This is a genomic window from Xanthomonas sp. NCPPB 4037 (genome assembly GCF_041475695.2).
GTDB classification, from domain to species: domain Bacteria; phylum Pseudomonadota; class Gammaproteobacteria; order Xanthomonadales; family Xanthomonadaceae; genus Xanthomonas; species Xanthomonas campestris.
Genome location: NZ_CM191261.1, coordinates 1,359,922 through 1,380,205, shown reverse-complemented (window position 1 = coordinate 1,380,205; position 20,284 = coordinate 1,359,922). Strand labels below are relative to the sequence as shown.

The window sequence follows — 20,284 nt, the reverse complement described above, 5'->3', positions numbered from 1 at the left end:
TCTGTACGCAGGAGATGCACTGGCAAAAGCAGATTAAGGCGGTCCTGAAACGCACTGCTTTGCATCGTTGACGTGTAAGCGGTGCTACCAACCTGCAAACATGGAACGGCATATGCCAATTGCTGATGACAACTGCGCACACGCACCAGCTGCGCAGTTTTTTTATCAACCGCTTACAAGGCTTCAACAGGAAGCCGCTGCGCATTTACCAACGCACGATACTCGCGTGGCGTCATGCCCGCAGCTTGCTTGAATTGCCGTGCAAACGCGCTTTGATCGCTGAAACCGCAGGCATGCCCGATTTCGGTGAGGCTCTTGTTTCCGTGCAGCAGATGCATCGCCATCTGCAGGCGTAGCTTGGCCAGCACCTGTTGCGGAGTGAGTTGGAACACCTTGCGGAACGAGCGTTGCAGCTTGGACATCGAAAACCCGGTGATCTCCACCAGCGCCTGCATGCGCACGTTCTGCGCGTAGTTGGCGTTGAGGTACGCCAGCGCGAGCCGCAGTTTTTCGTACTGCGATTCGTGCCCGTCCTGCGGCCCCAGATCGCGCGAGATGCCGATGATGCCCTGCACCTTGCCATCGACCAGCAGCGGACGTTTGCAGGTCAGGCACCAGCCCGGTTCGCGGTTGGCGAACAGATGCAGTTCCAGCAGGTTGTCGATCACTTCCCCGGCCAGCACCTGCTCGTCCTGATTGGCGTAGTTGGCGCCCAGCCCGCTGGGATAGACCTCGGCAACGCGCTTGCCGATCAGTTCCTTGCGCGATTTCAGGCCCAGGCGCCGCAGCATGGTCTGGTTGACGTGGGTATAGCGGCCCTCGCGATCCTTGACGAAGAACAGCACGTCCGGCACCGCATCGAACAACGCTTCCAGATCGGCAGGATCGATGCTCTTCATGGAGGTCATGCGGGACTGGACTCGGGATCAGGAAAGACGCAGTTGGCGATGACGCGCGCCACCGACGCAGGCCGCAGCGGCATTGCAGCGCCATGATACGCCGCGCGCCTCAGACGCCGGCGCACTGCGCTTAACGCGGGTTGTCGGCCACCTTGGACGCGGCCGGCGCAGCCTTGCTGTCCACCGCCGCTGCGGTGGGGTTGCCGATGCGATCCAGCGGCACCTGCTGCGCGCGCCAGCCACTGACCACCGCCGCGCCGGACTGCGAGCCGACCTGCACCTGCAGGCGTGCACTGCCGCCGGGCGCGATGAACTCGACGGCGCAATCGCCGGCGGCCATGCAGCTGTCGGCGGCGAGCGGATCCACCAGCTGCCAGCCCTGCTCCATCACTGCCTGCGCAAACGCGCGGTAGCCCATGCCGGACTTCAGCGTGGCCGGTAGTGGCACGGCCGGGTCGCTGGCCACCGCATCGGTGCCAACCGCGGCAGTCGCAGACACGGGCGCGCGCGCAGGCACGGCCGCGGGCCGCGATGCGGCATTCAGGGCGGGACTACAGACGAGGGCGAGCGCCCACAATGAGGGGCGGAACAAGGTGCGCATGCAAACGGTCCTTGCGATCCTGGCAGGGAGCTGAGGAAGTTAAAGAATCGCTATTTTGACATGGCTTGCGTGTACTGCGGCACTGCTGGCTCATGCTGGCATTCAGCCAGATGCGGTGATCCAGGCCATCTCCGGGTGCTGCAAGCGAGCTCATCGAGACGTCGGCGCTGTCAGCGCACAACGCGGCACCTGCGGACATCGTCTTGCTGGCGAAGCACGAACGCGCAGACGTCGGGTTGAAGACCGGATCATTCCCTTCCATGGCCGGCACGGCGCAGAGTCGCTATCTCCGCAAGCGCATTGCATCATTGCGGTTTGATCGTGGAGTGCCCGATGCCCGACACCACCTCCCCCGTCTATGCGGTCGGCCAGCTCTGGCGCTGCCGTGGGCGCACCGCAACCGAGACGCCGCTGCTGCTGATCAACCAGATCGATGTGCATCCCCACGGCGGCCAGATCCTGCACGTGAGCATCAGCGACATCCAGGTGCGTCATGCAGGATTGCCCGATGGGATCCTGGACACGCTGCCGCACATCCCGGTGATCGCGCAGACCCTGGAGCGCAGCGCTGCCGAACACGTCGGCACTGCCGCGCCCAATCAGGATTACCTGCCGGGCTATGCAGAATGGAAGGCCGCCTTCGACGCCGGCAATGCCGGCTCGTTCGGCATCGCAGTGGCGGAGATCCTGCAGATCGTGGAAGGCCAGTTGGCCAAACGCGATCAGCTGCCGAACTGAGCAAACCGAACAACCCTGCGACCCGCATTAAAGGCCGAGGTCTCACGCGTCATCGCCGCACCAACCGGCACGCCGCTCCAGGCGGCGTGCCGATCGCGACCTCACTGGCCGATATGCTGCTTCAGCCAGCTGTTGACGGTGTCGTGCCACAGCACGCTGTTGTCCGGCTTGAGCACCCAGTGGTTCTCGTCCGGGAAATACAGGAACTTGGAGTCGATGCCCTTGCGCTGCAGCGCGGTGAACGCGGCCAGGCCCTGCTCGACCGGGATGCGGAAATCCTGCTGGCCATGGATCACCAGCATCGGCACCTTCCACTTGTCCACGTGCAGCACCGGGTTGAACTTCTCGTAGCCTGCGGGGTTCTGCCACGGCGTGCCGCCGTTTTCCCACTCGCTGAACCACAATTCCTCGGTGGCATAGCCCATGGTGCGGTTGTCGAAGACGCCGTCGTGGTCGACGAGGCACTTCCACGGCTGGTTCCAGTTGCCTGCCATCCAATAGACCATGTAGCCGCCGTAGCTGGCACCCAGCGCGCAGGCCTTGTCACCGTTGAGGAAGCCGTATTGCTTCTGCGCGGCCGACCAGCCCTTTTGCAGGTCTTCCAGCGGGCGGTCGCCCCAATGCTGGCTGATCGCGTCGGTGAATTCCTGGCCATAGCCGGTGGAGCCATGGAAGTCGATCATCACCACCGCATAGCCCTGGCCGGCGTAGGTCTGCGGATTCCAGCGGTTGCTCCAGCCATTGCCGAAACTGCCCTGCGGGCCGCCATGGATCAGGAACGCCACCGGATAGGTCTTGCCTTCCTGATAGTTGTACGGCTTGACCACGTAGCCATGCACGGTGTCGTTGTTCCAACCCTTGAACTGGAACTGCTCGTAGTCGCCGAACTGCACGTCGGGCAGCAATTCGCCGGCGCTCTGGGTGATCGCACGCAGCCCCTGCCCTTGCACGTCGCTGACAAATACCTGGTCGCCGCTCTTGAGCGAGTTACGCGTGAATGCCAGCGTGGTACCGGCCAGCACAGGTGCATGCACGCTGCCCTCGCCCACCACCTTGGTGGCGTCACCGCTGGCGATGTCGACCTTGAACAAGGGGTGCTCGCCCAGATCGTCGGCGCTGGTGTAGAGGCTGCTGCCATCGTCGCTCAGCACGATCTCGCCCGCCGAGCGGTCCCACTTCGGTGCGATCTCGCGGGTCTTGCCGCTGGCCAGATCCATCGCCATCAGGCCGAAACGGTCGGCTTCGAAACCGGGACGCTTCATGGCGCGGTAGTACAGCGTCTTGCCGTCGGCACTGAACACCGGGCCGGCGTCCCAGGCGGGATTGGCGGCGGTGAGATTGACCGGCGCGGACTTGCCGGCCGCATCCAGTCGATACAGGTCGAAGTTGGTCTGCCACGCTTCGTCGTTGCCGGTGGCCTTGCCTTGCGCAGCCGTCTTGCCGGCGCCCGGGCCATGCGGCTGCGGGATGCGCACGCTGGCCACCACGCTGGCGCCATCGGGCGACCAGGCGTAATCGTCATTGCCGCCGAACGGCTTGGACGGTGCATCGCCGGCCAGCGTGGCGCTGATCGCCGAGGCACCTGCCACGGCCTTCGCACCGGCCGCAGGCAGCTCGGCGACGAACAACGTGTTGCGACGGCCATCGTTCCAGGTGTCCCAATGGCGCACGAACAACTGGTCGTACACCACACCGCTGGCCTTGGCGTTCTTGAGATCGGCCAGCTTCTTCTTGGTGCAGCCCAGGTCCGAGCCGCAGTCCTGGAACACGCCCGCACTGAAGGCAATGCGCTTGCCATCCGGCGAGAGCTTGTAGCTGTCCAGGTCCACCGCAAAGGCGGTGAGTTGCTGCGGGGTGCCGCCGGCCAGCGGCTGCGCGTACAGCTGCTGGGTGCCGGACTTGCTGCTGAGGAAGTACACCGTCTTGCCATCCGGCGACAGCGCCGGGCTGTTGACGTTCCAGCCTTCCGGTGTGAGCCGCTTGGGCGGCGCCAGATCGCGGGTGCGCAGATTGCGCATCCACAGGCTGGTGGCGGCCTTGCCATTGGCGGTCTTGGCCTGGCGCTTGGCGAATACCACCACGCTGCCATCGGGCGTGAGCGTCGGCGAGGACACGCGTTCCAGCGCCACCATGTCGCGCACATCGAAACCGCGCGCGGCGGCCAGCATGGGCAAGGCAGTCAACAGGCACAGGGGCAATACGGCAGTACGAAGCTTCATGGGAGTTCCGGCAACGGCAAAACGTCGATGGTAGGCGTTGCTGCGGCGCACGCGCAAAGACTTGCGCTTGCGCCTGCCTGCGTGGTCGCGTGGGTGTCGTCTCGTGTATGGAATTGCGCGCGTCAGCGCAGCGACCAGAAGCCTCAGGCGCGTGCTGTCGAACACGCATGGCTGTCGCGTGTGGCGGCACGTGGTGGCTGCGTCATGCGGCTAGCAAGCTGATGGCAGCAGCCAGGCACGCTTGACGCGTGCACGCTGCGTTGGATAGGTGATTGCAACAGCCGCCGCTACGTGGAGAGGGCTTGCCCTGCGGCAGCACCCGCTCAACGTTGCTCAAGCATCAGCAGTGACCGGCGTTCCACTTACGGATGTTGCGAGGCGCCAGTCAACCTGGCGCCTCGCAACTTTGACCATGCTTGGCAACGCGGTGGCACGTAAGCCAACTCACCCTGCCCTGGCCCATCACACGCATCAGAAGCGGTGCGCCAACCCCACATACACCTGCGCATCCGGGGTGCGGTCGTTGAGGCCGAAGTTGGCGCCCACGTCCAGTTGCAGCAGCGGGTTGATCAGATACGCAGCGGCGATGTCGGCCGAATACTGCTCGATGGTTTCGGCGGGGTCGCGATTGATCGAGGACCACACTTCCACCGCCATCGACAGCTTCGGTGTCAGCGGGCGGGCCAGGTTGATCGCATTGATCACCGCGATGTGATTGCCGCTGCCATCGCTGTCGGCCAGCCAGTCGACCTCCGGGCCGAAGGTCAACGAGAAGCTGTTGGGCAAGGCGAAATTGATCGGCAGCGCGATGCCGCCTTCCCACTCGTCGTTGCCCAGACCGGTGCGCGCGGTGGGCGCCTTGACGAACGGCAGCACCGCGACGGTGGCGGTATCGCTCTCGTAAAACCGCGCCTTCATGCGCAGATAGATGTCGCCACCGCCGCTCAGGCTGCTGCGTGCGCCGGTGGCGCGATCGGTGGTCTTGACCTGCAGCTGCGGCGCCCAGTTGAGCTGCAGATCGATGCGGTCGCTGACGCCGTACTTGAGCGTGGGATTGGTGAATACCGAGGTTTCGATGCGCGTGCCGGGCTGGCTGTCGCGGGTGTAGCTGCCGATGTCGGTTTCCAGCTGCCAGGCGCCGGTCGGCACGGTACAGGTGGAATTGGCCTTGGTCGGCCGATCGGTGCACAGCGGTGCTTCGGTGGCGTCTTGCGCCTGCGCTTGCGTGGCCAGGCCGCACAGCACGCCGGCCAGGGCGATGGCCAGCACAGGGGTGCGCGCTGCGCGGGACGAGGAACGGGAAATAACAGTCAGCATTGCAGTAACTCCATGGCAGAGCGCTGGATCGGCGACACGACAAACCAGCAGTGAGTGGGCGGGGGTGCGCGTGGAGAGGTGGATCGACTGCACGACGCCGGAATCGCGGCGTCTGCTCGATCCTATCGAACTGTCGAGCTCGCCAGGCAAAAAGCGACCGCAACCGCACATTGGAAGAGGCGCAGTGTGATTGGGCTAACATTTTTGTCGGCAGCAGCGGCGGCGCGATGGCCTATGGCGCGAAGATCAGCGGGGTCGATCGAGGCATGCGGCAGCCGTAACGCATCATCCGTGCGGGAGACGGCACGATACGGAGCGGTGGCATAAAGGCGCTATGCATGCGCGCTGGGCCTGGCATAAAGCCGGCGCAAAGACAGGCCGCAGACGACGACGTGCTCTCAGGAACGCTCGATGCGGTCTGCCGCGGCGGTGCGTTGGGATGGTGCAGAGGGCAGCGGCATGTGCTGCAGGCAGGTCGCCTTGCGCGCCTGCCAGGACGGCGCATGCATCGCATGCGCCGTGTGTGTCGCTGACTCAGGCGGCTTTTTCGCCGCGCTTGCCGACGCGATACAGCAGCCAGCCCACCAGGGCCAGGATCGCCAGGCCAACCCACTGATTGAGTTGCAAAGCAGCCGGCAGTGCCAGCACATCGGCGCGGCTGGACAGCACGATCGGCACCGCAATGGCGATGCCCATCAAGGCTTCGCCGGTGATCAGGCCGGCGGCAAACAGCACGCCCGGACGATGCACGCGGTCACGGCCGTCTTCGTCGTCGGCACGGATGTTGTGGAAGCGCTCCACCAGATGCGCGATCAGGCCGCCGAGGAAGATCGGCACCATCAGTTCCAGCGGCAGGTAAATACCGATCGCCGCGGCCAAGACCGGCACGCGGAAGCGCTTGCCGGTCTTCTTCAACCATTCGTCGAGCGCAATGATGGCCGCGCCGACGCCGGCACCGATGGCGATCATGCTCCACGGCAACTGGCCGCCAAACAGGCCTTTGGCCACCGAGGCCATCAAGGTGGCCTGCGGCGCGCCCAGCGAGTTGGGATGCTGCGGCGTGGCCGGGCCGATGCCGTAGGCCTGGGCGAGCAGGTTCAGCACCGGCGCCATGATCAATGCGCACGAGAACGCACCGATGCCCAGCATCAGCTGCTGCTTCCACGGCGTGGCGCCGACCAGATAACCGGCCTTGAGATCCTGCAGGTTGTCGCCGCCCACCGCCGCCGCGCAGCACACCACCGCGCCGATCATGATCGCGGCCACCGCGCCCAACGGGGCGGCGCCGATGCCCACCGGCACCAGCCCGCTCTTGCCCAGCAGCAACACCAGCACCGCCGAGGCGAACAGGATGGTGGAGATAGTGATGCCCGACACCGGGTTGTTGGACGAGCCGATCAGGCCGGCCAGGTAGCCGGACACCGACACGAACAGGAAGCCGGCCACGATCATGATGATGGTCATCGGGATCGACACGTGCCACTGCTGCACGATGGCCTGGTACAGGCCCAGCAGCGGCAAGGTGCACAGCACCAGCGCCACCAGCATCCACTTCATCGGCAGATCGCGCTCGGTTTCGGCAACCACGCCGCCACCGCTTTTACGCGCAGCGGCAAAACCGCTCTTGATGCCGGAGAACAGCGACTTGCGCAGCGAGAACAGCGTCCACACGCCGCCGATCAGCATCGCGCCCACACCCAGGTAGCGGATCTTCGCACCCCAGATACCGAATGCGGCATCGGCTGCCGGCGCATTGACCAGGCTCTGTGCCAGCGCCGGGTCGCTGCCCATGAAGAACTGCTGGTACAGCGGGATGGCGATGTGCCAGGACAGGATCGAGCCGGACAGCACCACGATGCCGACGTTCAAGCCGACGATGTAGCCCACGCCGAGCAAGGCCGGCGACAGGTTGGTGCCCAGATAGCCGACCAAGCGGCTGCTGCCCAGGTAGGTGGCCTGCGCCCAGGTGTCGGGGATCACGCGCAGGCCGCTGGCCGCGCCCAGTTTGACCAGCGCGCCGATGGCACCGGAGATGGCCAGGATCTTCAGGCCCGGGCCGGGGTTCTCGCCGGCCTTGAGCACTTCGGCGGCGGCCTTGCCTTCGGGGAACGGCAGCGGGTCTTCGACGATCATCGAGCGCCGCAACGGCACCGAGAACAGCACGCCGAGCAGGCCGCCCATGCCGGCGATGCCGAGCACCCACCAGTACTTGAAGTCCGGCCAGTAGCCCATGATCACCAGCGCGGGAATGGTGAAGATCACCCCCGCCGCGATCGACGAGCCGGCCGAGGCGCCGGTCTGGACGATGTTGTTTTCCAGGATGGTGCCGCCGCCGAGCAGGCGCAGCACGCCCATCGAGACAACCGCCGCCGGAATGGCGGTGGCAATGGTCAACCCGGCGAACAGGCCGAGATAGGCATTGGCGGCCGACAACACCACCGCCAGCACGATGGCCAGCACGACGGCACGGAAGGTGAGCTGGCGCGGCTGCGCGTCATGGCGCATTGGGCATTCCCCTGAGGCAAAAAATCCGCATCACGCTAGCGCCTGCAGCGGTTTCCGTCCAGCTGCGGCGCGGCGTGACAGTGTGCGATCTGTGGCGGGTGGGAATGGCAACGGCCGCGAAGGTGGCTGGGCAGGATGCCGCGATCCAGCTACCTGGCCTTGGCGCCACCCAACGAGGCCGACAGGAATTCCAGCAATTGCGTGTAGAACGCGCGCCGGTGCGGCTCGGTGTAAAAGCCGTGCCCTTCGGTGTCGTAGTAGAGCGTTTGCACCGGCACGCCGGCCTTGGCAAGCGCAGCCTGCATGCGCTTGCTGTGCTGGATGGGGGCACGCTGGTCCTCGCCGCCGGCTGCAAGAAAGACCGGCACCTTGATCTGCTCTGCCAGAGTGACAGGCGAGCGTGCCGCCAGCGTAGATGGATCTCCCAACCACTCCTGCAGGTAGTGCTCGCCGGAGCGCAGCTGCTGGATGTCTCCACGGTTGTACATCATCGGCAAATCGTAAACACCGACATAGCCGGCCGCACAGGCATACAAACCGGGCTCCCGGGCTGCCCCCATCAGCGCGGCATAGGCGCCATAGCTCGCACCGAAAATGCAGATGCGGCGTGCGTCGGCATAGCCTTGCGCAATCGCCCAACGCGTGGCGTCGGTCACATCGTCCTGCATGGTGCCGCCCCACTGGCGCGCACCGGCCTGCTGGAAGGCGCGCCCGTAATTGCCCGAGCCGCGGAAGTTGACCTGCAGGACCGCGTAGCCGGCCTGCGCCAGCAACTGCGCATCATCATCGAACTGCCAACCGTCGAAGATACCGAATGGCCCGCCATGCGGCAGCACTACCATCGGCAGGTTCTTGCCTGTGCTGCCATATGGAAGAGTGAGATAGCCACGCAGCGGCAGCCCATCGCGGGCCTGCAATGCGATCGGCTGCACCGTGGCCGTGCGCTCAGGATCGAACCAGTCGCGGCGGCTGATGATGTGCTGGGCTTTTTTCTCCTGCGTGTCGAACACATAGAAATCGCCGGGATTGTTGCCGGCATCGGCCTGCACCATGACGTAGCGGCCATCCTTGGTGCCGGAGCTCACATGCACGGTATTCCCGGCAAACGCGGCTTCCAGGCTGTGGTACATGCGCGCCTCGGCACTTTGCTCGTCGAAGAACCGGCTGCGCGGGCGGTCGGCCATGAAGACCGCACCCACCGGGATCGAGGTGCCATTGCGATAAATGATGTCCAGCGGGTCGGCAACCGCATCGCGCAGCACCTGCTCTCGCCGGTTGGCGGCAATGTCCCAGCCCACGATCGCATCGGGGCCGGTGGTGCTTTGCACGCGCAGATAGGCGATCCGGTTGTCCTGGGAAAAACCAATCGGCGTTTCGATACGCCCGCTGACGCGTTCGTCGTTGATCAGCGTCCAGTCGGCGCCGGCGCCTGCACGGTGGTAGAGCTTGCTGACATTGTCGGTGCCTGCGCCCAGTGCAAAACGCACCTCACCCTGGTGATCGGTCGTGAACGTGGCGCGCTGCACCGGGGCGCGTGCCAGCGGCGTCCGGTGCCCGCTGACAACGTCGAGCTTTTCGGCACGGGTATACGGCTCATTGCCGGAGAGCGGCCAGATGCCGACCACGACATTGCGGTCGTCATTGGGCAGTGTATCGGTGAGATAGGCGGCCACTGCCTCGGTCTTCTTGACCTTGATGTTGGTGCCCAGGCCGCTGCCTTTGGCACGGTAGCCGACCAGCAGCTCGACACCACTCCCGTCGGCGTTGATGGCATACAGCTCGCCGGTGGGCTGTGGCTTGTCGAGCAGGCCGAACTTTTCGGCAATGGCGATCACCACACGGGTATCGCTGACCCAGGCGAATTCGCTGACATAGGTGTTCTTGCCGAGCAAGAAGGTGGCACCGATGCGGTTATCTGCGCGGCGCATGATGGCCAACGCTGTCTTGTCTTCCATCGGTATGGTTGCGGCGAAATAGTCGCCACTGGGCGAAAGCTTGATGTCGGTGAACTTGTCCTTCTTGATGAAGGCGCTCACATCCACCTGAGCGACCGCATTGCCGACCGAGAGCAGCAGCCCCAGGGCGACAGGAAACATCCATGTCCGCATTACATCGTCCTTGTACATCCGGTATCAAGCGGCAAATCTAGCAGCAAGGGCCGGTTGCAGAAAAGCTCAATGAAAATCCCGCGACGGCAGCTGCATCTCGCCGAGCAGGTCGCTGAGGTCGTAGAGGTCGCCGGCGATGAGGTGCTCCACGCCGTCCACGCGTTCCCAGCGGCCGCGCACCGCCAGCAGGCGCGATTCCAGCAAGGCGCGGCGGCGGCGCATGGCCAGGTGCGACCACACGATGACGTTGATCATGCCGTGCTCGTCTTCGAGGGTGACGAAGATGGTGCCCTTGGCGGTGGCCGGGCGTTGCCGCTGTGTGACCAGCCCGGCCACATGCACGCCGCTGCCATGCCGGCGCGCCTGCAACTCGCGCAGGCCCAGGATGCGCCGCTGCAGCATCTGCGGGCGCAGCAGTGCCATCGGATGCTGGCGCAGGCTCAGGCCCACCGCGCGGTAGTCGGCCAGGATCTCTTCACCGGCGCGCGGTGCAGGCAGTTCCACCGCGCGTTCGGCCGGGCTGCCGGGCAGCAGCGGCCGGCGCGCCTCCACCCCGGCCATGGCCCAGCGCGCGGCATTGCGATTGCCCACCATCGACTGCAGCGCGCCGGCTTCGGCCAGGGCCAGGCGCGCCTTTTCATCGAGTGCCGCGCGCAGGCACAGGTCGCCGATGTCGGCAAATGGCCGCTGCGCGCGTGCGGCAACGATGCGCTCGACCACCTTCTCGGACAGGCCGCTCACCTGGCGCAATCCCAGCCGGATCGCCGGCTGCTCGCCGGGATCGGCATCGCTGTGCCACGGCCGGCCGCCGACCAGGATGTTGTCCCAGTCGCTGTGCAGCACATCCACCGGCAACACCTCCACACGCTGGCGCTCGGGGCTGCCGCGGCGCGCGTCCTGCACGATCTGGCTGGCCGAATAGAACCCCATCGGCTGCGCATTGAGTAGCCCGCAGGCAAAGGCCGCCGGTTCGTGCCGCTTGAGCCAGCAACTGGCGTACACCAGTTTGGCGAACGAGGCGGCGTGGCTTTGCGGGAATCCGTACGAACCGAAGCCTTTGATCTGCTCGAAGATCTGGTCGATGAATTCCGGCGCGTAGCCGCGCCCGGCCATCAGTTCGCGGATGCGTACGCGGTGCGGCTCCATGTCGCCGCCGCGCCGCCAGGCCGCCATCGACCGCCGCAGCTGGTCGGCCTCGCTGTCGGTATAGCCGGCATGGATCACCAGCTCCATCACCTGCTCCTGAAACAGTGGAATGCCCAGCGTGCGGCCCAGGATTTCCTCAACGCCTGGCGAGGGGAAACTGACCGGCTCATAGCCCTGCCGTCGGCGCAGATACGGGTGCACCATGTCGCCCTGGATCGGGCCGGGCCGCACGATCGCCACTTCGATCACCAGGTCGTAGAACTCCCGTGGCTTGAGCCGCGGCAGCATCGCCATCTGCGCACGTGATTCGATCTGGAACACACCTACCGTATCGGCACGCTGGATCATCTTGTAGGTTGCGGCATCCTCGCCCGGCAGCGTGGCAATGGTGTAATCGCGCCCGCGATGGCCGCGCACCAGATCCAGCGTCTTGCGGATGCAGGTCAGCATGCCCAAGGCCAGGCAATCGACCTTGAGCAGCTGCATGGTTTCCAGATCGTCCTTGTCCCACTGGATGATGGTGCGATCAGCCATCGCCGCGTTTTCCACCGGCACCAGCATCGACAGCGGCTCGTCGGAGATCACGAATCCGCCCACGTGCTGCGACAGATGACGCGGGTGATCGCGCAGGTGCTCGGTGACTGCAAGAATCTTGTTGATCAGCGGGTTGGCCAGATCGAAGCCCGCTTCTGCGATGCGCTGTTCCATCGGCGTGTCGCCATTGCCCCACCCGTAGCAATTGGCCAGCAACGCGATCTGGTCCGGCGGCAGGCCGAACGCCTTGGCGACATCACGCACCGCGCTCTTGCCGCGGTAGCAGATCACCGTGGCTGCCAGTGCAGCGCGTTCGCGGCCATATTTGGTGTAGACGTATTGCAGCACTTCTTCGCGCCGCTCGTGCTCGAAGTCCACGTCGATATCCGGCGGCTCGTCGCGCTCCTTGGACAGGAACCGCGCCATCAGCAACCGGGTTTCGCTCGGGTTGACCGCGGTGATGCCCAGCGCATAGCACACCGCCGAATTGGCCGAAGATCCACGCCCCTGGCACAGGATGCCCTGCGCCCGCGCGAAGCGCACCACATCCTGCACGGTGAGGAAAAACGCTTCATACCCCTTGTAGGCGATCAGCTCCAGCTCGCTGTCGATCTGCGCCACCACCTGGGCCGGCGCGCCCTCGGGCCAGCGCTCGCGCATGCCGGCTTCGGTGAGTTGGCGTAAATAGCTGGCCGGCGTATGACCCTGCGGCACCAACTCGCGCGGATAGGTGTACTGCACCTTTGAAAGATCGAAGGTGCAGCGTTGCGCCAATTCCACCGACGCCTGCAACAACGCATGCGGATAGATGTTGCCCAGCGCACGCCGGGGGCGCAGGTGCCGTTCGCCATTGCGAAACAGATGCGCGCCGCAGTCGGCCAATGGCAGCGTATGGCGGATGGCGGTCAGGGTGTCCTGTACGATGCGGTCGCGCCGCTGCGCCATGTGCACATCACCGCTGGCCAGCGCGCTCATGCCCAGCTGCTGGGCCAGCGCCTGCAGGGCCTGCAGCCGCGCGGCATCGTCCTGTTCACGATGCAGTTCCACCGCCAGGAATGCGCGCTCTGCAAACACCCGCTGCAGCCAGGCGCCCTGTTCGGCCTGCGGTTGATCACCAGGCAGCCACAGCGCAAAGACGCCCGGGACCACATCGCGAAAGTGCGCTTCCACCTCGGCACGCCCCAACCGGTACGCGCCCTTGCCTGCCGCACGCCGGCCGGTGGTGATCACACTGCACAGCTGCGGATAGCCATGCGCGTTCTCCACCAGCAGCACGAAGCGCGTGCCATCGACCAGGGTGAACTCGCTGCCGACAATCAGCCGCACACCGGTGGCGCGCGAAGCTTCCAGCCCACGCACGATGCCGGCCAGCGAGCATTCGTCGGTGATGGCCAATGCGCTGTAGCCGCAGTGGTGCGCACGCGCAAACAGCTGCTCGGCACTGGAGGCCCCACGCAGGAACGAAAAATCCGACAGGCAGTGCAGCTCGGCATACGCCGGCAGCGTATCGGCAACTGCAGCATGGGTGATGTCGTCGTTGGCCGCACGCAGCCGCGCGGCAACCGTCCAGCCGCGCGGCATGCGCCCGCCGGGCGTGTCGCGATCCACGCCATCGATGGCATCGTCCCAACTCATGGCTGGCTACACGTGGCGCGACGCTGCCACCACACAGGCCGGCACTGTGGCAGACGATCACCAGGCAGCATCGATGGCGCAGTGGCGTGGCCGCGATCACGCTGCGGGCGCTGTTCGGGATGTGCATGCGCGGGTGCGTTGCTGGGTACCGCCGGCCGTTGGACAAGCGTTTTCGGCGCAGTGGCCGCCGTTGGCTGCGGGGAGATAGCGCAGGCTGGCGTGATGCGCGCCAAGCGACCTGCCGTTCCGCAATACTGACCGACGCGCGCATCCTCACACACGCGCCATCTGGACGCAGGCCATCTCATGCGAACCACCCGTGCAGCATCCAGCCATCGGTGCGGCCGGGCGATGCGAACACCCAGGCGCGCCGGCCACGCGAGGTTTCCACCACGTAATAATCGCGGCGCGCTTCGGCATCGTCCCACCAGCCGCTTTCCAGCCGTTCCGGGCCGGAAACGATGCGCAGATGCGGGTCGTGCAGCGGCACCGGGAGCGGCATCAACCAGGTCGGCCGCGGCGGGCGCGGTGGTGCGGCGGCTTCGCGGATGTCATCGCCAATGGCCTTCTGCCAGGCGCGCTCCGGGCGCGGGTCATCTGCCGGCAGCACGCGGTACACCGCGTCGTCGCCCAGGCGTGCGCGCAGACGTTCGCGCAGCTGCGGCCAGTCCACCGACTGCTGCGCACGTTGATCGAACAGGTCGCGCATGGCCGGCACGAACGGCGGCAACTGTTTGGCCAGCAGGCGCATCGCCACCACCGGCCGTGGGATCTCCACGCGCTCCAGGCGGTTGCGCGCCAACTCGAACAGCAGTGCCGGCGCGCGCTCGGGCGTGAGCAGGCCCACGTCGACATCGGTGGCGCCTTCTTCGTGTTCCAGCCGCAACAGGAAACGCTGCACCCCGCCATCGCGGATCGACAGATACGTGCACAGGTCGCCGATCAGGCGGCGCAGCGGGAACAGCAGCGCCGGGTGTGTTTCCACCTCGTAGCCAAGCTCCACGCGCTGGTCGAAATGGTCTGGTGGTGCGTAGCACTCCAGCGGGTCGTCGGCCTGGCCGTAAAGGCGATCCAGATGGTCAAGCAAGGCGCCGCCGAAGCGCCGCCGCACCCCTTCGCTGGGCAGCGCGCGCAACGCCGCCAATGTGCGCACGCCCATGTGCTGCAGGCGCTCGCCGGCATCGCCCGGCAACGCGGCACGGCGCACCGGCACCTTGTCGAGCAAGGCCTGCAGCGCGGGCAGCTGGGTCACTGCCATGCCGTCGCGCAAGCCGGCCAGTACGCGCGCGGCGCGCGGCGTTGGCGCCAAGGCCAGCCGGTGCTGAAAACCCAATGCCTGCAGTTCCTCACGCAGGCGGCGCTCGAAGCGCGGCCATGGCCCGAACAGGCGGAAGCTGGCGCCCGCCTCCAGCACGATGGCACGCCCCCATTGCTGACTCACCAGCGAGCTATGCCGGTAGGCCCAGGACGCGAGAAAGCGCTGGCAGCGCGCTTCGGCCTGCGGGTCGTAATCGCAGGTCTGCACTTCGGCCATCAACGCGTGCGCGGCCGACAGGCGCATGCCCGGCTTCAGGCCGGCCGCTGCCGCTGCGGCGTTGACCGCATGCAGGCTGCGCAGTTGCGCTGGCCCTTCCACCAGCGCCAACGGTGCCTGGGTGTCTTCGCGACGCCGCAGCACATCGTCCAGTGCCAGCTGCGGCAACAGAATGCAGGCCCACAACATGCGCGGCCCTCAATGCGCCAGCCGCAACGGCTGAGACGGCACCTGGCCGCCGCGGCATTTGCGCACCTGCCAGGCATCGCGCTCGGGCAGAAATTCCAGCCGCAACGCCGCCGGCGATGCATTCACCGCATGGCGACGATCGCGCAATGCGAACGCGCAGCAGTTGCCGCTGTCCGCAGCCACCTGCAGGCGCCGCAGTGCGCGCGCATCGCCGGTCTGTGGCCAGCCCAGCACCGCCGCGCAAGCGCCGCTACGCAGGCATTGTTCGAAGGCCCATAGCGCGTCGCGCGGTTCTGCCTGCACGATCTCCAGCTGCTGCAAGGCCACCCCACCCGCCTGCCAGGCCGGCGCATACGGCACGTACGGCGGCGCCACCAGCACCACCCGACTGCCGGCGCCGGTCATGCGCGCCAGCGTGGGCAGCAGCAATGCGATTTCGCCGATGCCGTGGGCAGGCAACAGCAGCTCGGTCAACGCGCGGCGCGGCCAGCCGCCATCGGGGAGTACCGCATCCAGCGCGGCATGCCCGGTGGATTCGCCGCCATTGGCGGTGGCCGTGCCGTGGCCGGCGCGCCAGACCGTGCGCGCCGCCAGCAAGGCATCCAACGGCATGGCCAGGGCGGCATTGCCGTGTTGCCGCAGCGGGACAGGTTCGCTCATCTCAGCCCTGCCGGATCAGGCCGCAGTACACGCCTTCGATCGCGAAGTCGGCATCGTCGGCCACCACGATCGGCGCATGCGCCGGATTGCGCGGCAACAGGCGGATGGCATCGGCGCTGCGCTCCAGCCGCTTGATGGTGATCTCGCCATCCACGCGCGCCACCACGATCTGGCCATTGCGCGCGTCGCTGCTGCGCTGCACGCCGACCAGGTCGCCCTCCAGGATGCCGTCGTCAATCATCGAATCGCCCTGCACCTGCAGCAGGTAGTCCGGCCGCAGCGCGAACAGGCTGCGGTCCAGCCAGAGCTGCCGGTCCAGGCCGATGTCCGCACCGATCGGCACACCGGCCGCCACCCGGCCCAGCACGGGCAGCGCCAGCAGCGCATCCGGCCCCGCCCCGCCCGGTACGCGGATGCCGCGCTTGCGGTTGGGCACCAGCTCGATCAACCCCGCCTCGGCCAGGGCCTGCACATGCTTTTGCGCCGCATTGCGCGAGGCGAACCCGAACGCCTGCGCGATCTCGGCCAGACTGGGTGCCAGGCCGGCCTGGGCCTGCTGCTGCAGGAACGCCAGCACGGCGGCGCGCTTGGGAGAGAGACCATCCATCGGGAAGACCAGCCACGGAACAAGGTGTACATTTGTACACCAAACTGTCGCAACAGGCGAGATCGCCGACCTGAGCCGCTCAGCTGCCGGACTGGTGTTGTGGCACGAGGGAGTTGTAACGCCTGTACTGGCACCGGGAGCGGGCCACGAACCTGCGCCGGACGACCGCTAAGGGCACGGCGCAGGTTCACCTTCAAGAAGCTTGGGCCGCGGGACAGTGCGCGTAGCCAGGCGCCCCGCCCTCTCGTCGGGGCGCACAAAGTGGCAGCAGAATCGCTCAGCTCTCGCGCTTGCTCGCCGACTGCTTCCGCGTCGTCGCCGCTTTCTTGGCGGCAGCCTTGCGCACGCCAGGGCCCTTGGTCTTGGCGGCCTTTTTGGCCGCTGCCGAGCGGCTGCTGGAACTGCGCTTGGCCGCTGCACTCTTGGCCTGCCGCGACAACGCCTGGGTGCCGGCAACCTGCTTGGCAGTGGTCTTCTTGCTAGCGGTCTTCAAGGCCTTCTTGGCGCCTGCCGACCGCGTGGGCGAGGTCTTCTTGGTGGCTTTCTTGGCCGCCTGTTTTGTCGTCTTCCTGGTCGCTTTCTTGGTGGCCTTTTTCGCCGTCTTCTTGGTCGTTTTGCTGGCGGTCTTCTTTGCCGTCTTGGCGGTGGTCTTCTTGGCCGCCTTGCTGTCCTGCGCCGCCTTCTTCTTGGTGCGCTTGGACGCGCTCTTGGACGGTTTGGCATCCACGCCATCGCGGCGTGCCTTTGAAAGGCCAATCGCAATTGCCTGCTTGGTGCTCTTGGCACCATGCTTGCCTTCGCGCACGTGTTCGATTTCTTCTTTGACGTACTCGCCGGCCTGGGTACTGGCCGACTTGCCCTCGCGCTTGTCCTGGGCGGCCGCGCGACGCGTCTTGGCTTCTGGCATGGGGTGCTCCCGGTGCGTTGTGACGTGCCGATGTAAACAACGGCCACGTCAACGCATGGTCGACAACGCACTCACTTGCTGTTGAACAACGTGCTGTTGACCAACGGGCCATTGAACAGCAGCCCGTTGAACAACACGCTACCGGTCTGCATGCGTCGCGCTGCGTATCAGCCTTCACCTGCCGGCAATGGTTCGCCCTGCGCATCGTAGGCCGGCGGGTGATAGAAGTTGACCGTCTTCAGCGGCGTGTCGCCGGTATTGCGAATCTCGTGCGCCTGGCCACGCTCGATCGCGATCAGGCTGCCGGCCTGCAAGGCCTGCGTGTGGCCATCCACGATGGCCTCGCCTGCGCCGTCCACCACGAACAGCCATTGGTCGGCGCCGCGATGGCGATTGTCCGGGCCACCTTCGCGATCACCCGGTGCAATCACCATTTCTGCCGCCTGCACCTGGCGCAGCGAAAACAGCACCTTGAATGCGTTGCTCAATTCCAGCGTTGCGTACTGCATGTGTGCGTATCCTCATCGGTTGCGCCGATGCTGTCGCCGCACACGTCAAGGCGGTGGCAATGCGCTTCGCTATGCGCTGCGGCAGTACCAGTCCCAGATCACGCCGGGCAGATGCGCCTGCAGTGGCAGCTCCAATGCGCGGTAGCCATCCAGCACGTCGCGCAGCATCTGTTGCGTTGCGGTGGGCCCGGTGACGCCGTCAAGCTCCTCCTGGCTTAACTGCAACAGCGACCAGTCGTACAGGCGATCGATCCGCTGGGCCATTGCCGCCTGCAGCCACGCCTGTAGTGCGAACACGCGATACCCCTGCTGTTCCAGCTGCGCCACTGCGACCTCGAGTGCCTGCCCCACACCGCGAAACCATTCGGTGTGCCCGCCCGCCGCGCTGCGAATCGCCATTGGCGCCGGTGCGTTGTGCTCACCCAGGGGCCGGCGCAGTTGCAGCTCCAGATCCCGCGCGTCGCGTTCGCGCTCGGCTTCCACCAGCACGCCGCGCTCCAGGTCGAAGAACGCAAACCAGCGCGGATGCAGGCTGCTGATGCGGCCCAATGGGTCGCGCGAAAAGCCGATCTTGCAATGGTCTTCCCACTGGCAAGGGAACACATAGGTGAAGCAGCGGCCGTCGATGGCCACCTTGCCACGGCGCAGTTGCGCGCTCATTGGCCTGCCTTGCGCTGCGCCTGCGACGCAAGCGATTGATGATCCTCAACCGGCGGCTCCCAACCGAACACGCTGCGCCCCCCATAGCGGTGCGCATCCACGCGCTCCTGCGCGATATACGCCTCCACCGAAGGACCGCGTGCGCTGGCTTCCAGCCGACGTGCCTGCACATCCAGACGCGCAATCGCCTGCAGCCGCTCCTCGTTGCCAAGCCGGGCCTGCTGCATCGCCTGCTTGAGCACGCCGATGGTGTGATCGAACACACGCGTGGGCACCGGAAACGGATGCCGGTCCTTGCCGCCGTGGGCAAGCGAAAACCGCGCCGGGTCACTGAAACGACATGGTGTGCCATGCAACACCTCGGCCACCATCGCCAGCGAACGCACGGTGCGCGCCCCCACGCCCGGCACCTGCAACAGTGCGGTGAAATCGGTGGGGCCGCACTCGGCCGCAGCCGCCAGGCTGGCGTGTAGCCGGCGGGTGATCACGTTCTCGCTGCGCACGTCGTGATGGTCGGGCATGCTCAGATGCGGTTGCTGCGCGGGATCCCAGCCCTGGCCTGCAAACAGGTCACCGGTGACCGGTGCTTGCGCCACAGCAGGCGCAACCGGCGCCTGCGCGGCGTCGATGCGCTGCCATTCGCGGGCAAGGCGATCCGGCGCCAGCGTCTGCAACAACACTACCTGCGCCTCACGCGCGGCAGCGGCGCGATGGTCGGCCAGGTTGACGATGTTGCCCTGCTGCGGCCCATCGATCGCCGCGTGCGGCGCATCCACAAAACTGCTCAGCCCTTCCGACAACCAGTGATAGCGGCGCGCCTGCTTGCGTTGCCCGTTCATGCCTTGCTGCACCACCACCCAGCGCCCCTCGTCGCTGACGACAAAACTGTGCAGATACAGATCAAAGCCATCCTGCACCGCGGCGCTGTCCACCTTGGCGACCAGGCGGCTGGCACGCGCCAATGCAGTGCCATCCAGCCCCACGCCATCGCCCACCGCCAGCAACTCGGCAGGCGTTGCGCGCGAATGCCGCCCACGCCCACCGCAGACATGAATGCCAAGCTCGCCGGACAACGGCGTCAGCCCACGCTTGAGTGCGCCCATCACGCTGGTGGTGATGCCGGAGGAATGCCAGTCCATCCCCATCACCGCGCCGAAGGACTGAAACCAGAACGGATGCGCAAGCCGCCGCAACAATTCATCGCGCCCATAGGTATGCACGATGGCCTCGCACATCACCGTGCCCAGGCGCGTCATCCGCTCACCCAACCAGCGCGGCACACGCCCACCATGCAGCGGAAGATCGGCGCTGCCGCCGCGCCGGCTCATTGCAACCTCGTCATCATCTGCACAGGATACCGAGACCGCTGTCGCACGCCGTGCGATTGGCGTGGAGCGCAACACCGCGCAGCTGACGAATTCAGTTCCAGTCTCTTTCATGTGCAATGCAAACGGCGAGCTCGGCCTGCCACCAGTTGCACCTTGCGTTGCACAGTTCAGCGTCAAACATCGCATCG

At 66.0% G+C, this 20,284-nt stretch carries 15 protein-coding genes; 1 reads left to right on the top strand and 14 read right to left on the bottom strand.

The genetic code is table 11. The features are described 5' to 3' along the window. Positions 1 to 173: 173 nt before the first annotated feature. Complete coding sequence (locus ACCQ01_RS06200; protein ID WP_228434091.1) at positions 174 to 899, bottom strand: AraC family transcriptional regulator; 726 nt, start codon at positions 897 to 899, stop codon at positions 174 to 176. Positions 900 to 1,029: 130 nt separating this feature from the next. Further along, complete coding sequence (locus ACCQ01_RS06195) at positions 1,030 to 1,500, bottom strand: hypothetical protein (RefSeq protein ID WP_102581812.1); 471 nt, start codon at positions 1,498 to 1,500, stop codon at positions 1,030 to 1,032. A 333-nt stretch (positions 1,501 to 1,833) separates the two neighbouring features. On the opposite strand from ACCQ01_RS06195, the gene ACCQ01_RS06190 reads away from it, so the two are divergent. Beyond that, positions 1,834 to 2,238: a hypothetical protein gene (locus tag ACCQ01_RS06190; RefSeq protein WP_179464721.1), complete on the top strand. Its 405-nt coding sequence runs from the start codon at positions 1,834 to 1,836 to the stop codon at positions 2,236 to 2,238. A 101-nt stretch (positions 2,239 to 2,339) separates the two neighbouring features. Here the strand turns inward: ACCQ01_RS06190 and ACCQ01_RS06185 are convergent, their stop codons facing one another. The 12 genes from ACCQ01_RS06185 to ACCQ01_RS06130 all read right to left on the bottom strand — a co-directional run bounded on the left by ACCQ01_RS06185 (position 2,340) and on the right by ACCQ01_RS06130 (position 20,096). Beyond that, the gene (locus tag ACCQ01_RS06185; RefSeq protein ID WP_228434084.1) at positions 2,340 to 4,457 is read right to left on the bottom strand and encodes a S9 family peptidase; all 2,118 of its coding nucleotides are present in this window, start codon (positions 4,455 to 4,457) and stop codon (positions 2,340 to 2,342) included. A 471-nt stretch (positions 4,458 to 4,928) separates the two neighbouring features. Beyond that, on the bottom strand, positions 4,929 to 5,774 hold the full coding sequence (locus tag ACCQ01_RS06180; RefSeq protein ID WP_161963232.1) for a transporter: 846 nt from the start codon (positions 5,772 to 5,774) through the stop codon (positions 4,929 to 4,931). 534 nt (positions 5,775 to 6,308) lie between these two features. Further along, positions 6,309 to 8,279 carry an OPT family oligopeptide transporter gene (locus ACCQ01_RS06175; RefSeq protein WP_042595098.1) on the bottom strand — a complete coding sequence of 657 codons (1,971 nt, stop codon included), beginning with the start codon at positions 8,277 to 8,279 and terminating at the stop codon, positions 6,309 to 6,311. Positions 8,280 to 8,428: 149 nt separating this feature from the next. Then, entirely contained in the window at positions 8,429 to 10,021 is a 1,593-nt protein-coding gene (locus ACCQ01_RS06170) for an alpha/beta hydrolase family protein (RefSeq protein WP_228434090.1), read from the bottom strand. 432 nt (positions 10,022 to 10,453) lie between these two features. Continuing rightward, a complete protein-coding gene (locus tag ACCQ01_RS06165; protein ID WP_228434083.1) occupies positions 10,454 to 13,702 on the bottom strand; it encodes an error-prone DNA polymerase in 3,249 nt (1,082 codons plus the stop codon). Positions 13,703 to 14,006: 304 nt separating this feature from the next. Next, positions 14,007 to 15,425 carry a Y-family DNA polymerase gene (locus ACCQ01_RS06160; protein WP_070692280.1) on the bottom strand — a complete coding sequence of 473 codons (1,419 nt, stop codon included), beginning with the start codon at positions 15,423 to 15,425 and terminating at the stop codon, positions 14,007 to 14,009. A gap of 9 nt (positions 15,426 to 15,434) precedes the next feature. After that, entirely contained in the window at positions 15,435 to 16,085 is a 651-nt protein-coding gene (gene imuA, locus ACCQ01_RS06155; protein ID WP_014506979.1) for a translesion DNA synthesis-associated protein ImuA, read from the bottom strand. 1 nt (position 16,086) lies between these two features. Further along, entirely contained in the window at positions 16,087 to 16,692 is a 606-nt protein-coding gene (gene lexA, locus ACCQ01_RS06150; RefSeq protein ID WP_040941660.1) for a transcriptional repressor LexA, read from the bottom strand. A 277-nt stretch (positions 16,693 to 16,969) separates the two neighbouring features. Continuing rightward, positions 16,970 to 17,599 carry a DNA-binding protein gene (locus ACCQ01_RS06145; protein WP_228434082.1) on the bottom strand — a complete coding sequence of 210 codons (630 nt, stop codon included), beginning with the start codon at positions 17,597 to 17,599 and terminating at the stop codon, positions 16,970 to 16,972. Positions 17,600 to 17,766: 167 nt separating this feature from the next. Beyond that, a complete protein-coding gene (locus ACCQ01_RS06140) occupies positions 17,767 to 18,108 on the bottom strand; it encodes a cupin domain-containing protein (protein ID WP_115529990.1) in 342 nt (113 codons plus the stop codon). 69 nt (positions 18,109 to 18,177) lie between these two features. Further along, entirely contained in the window at positions 18,178 to 18,768 is a 591-nt protein-coding gene (locus ACCQ01_RS06135) for a GIY-YIG nuclease family protein (RefSeq protein WP_076056176.1), read from the bottom strand. After that, the gene (locus ACCQ01_RS06130; protein WP_228434081.1) at positions 18,765 to 20,096 is read right to left on the bottom strand and encodes a DUF763 domain-containing protein; all 1,332 of its coding nucleotides are present in this window, start codon (positions 20,094 to 20,096) and stop codon (positions 18,765 to 18,767) included. Before ACCQ01_RS06130 ends, ACCQ01_RS06135 begins: the two co-directional genes overlap by 4 nt. Between the last annotated feature and the right edge of the window lie 188 nt (positions 20,097 to 20,284).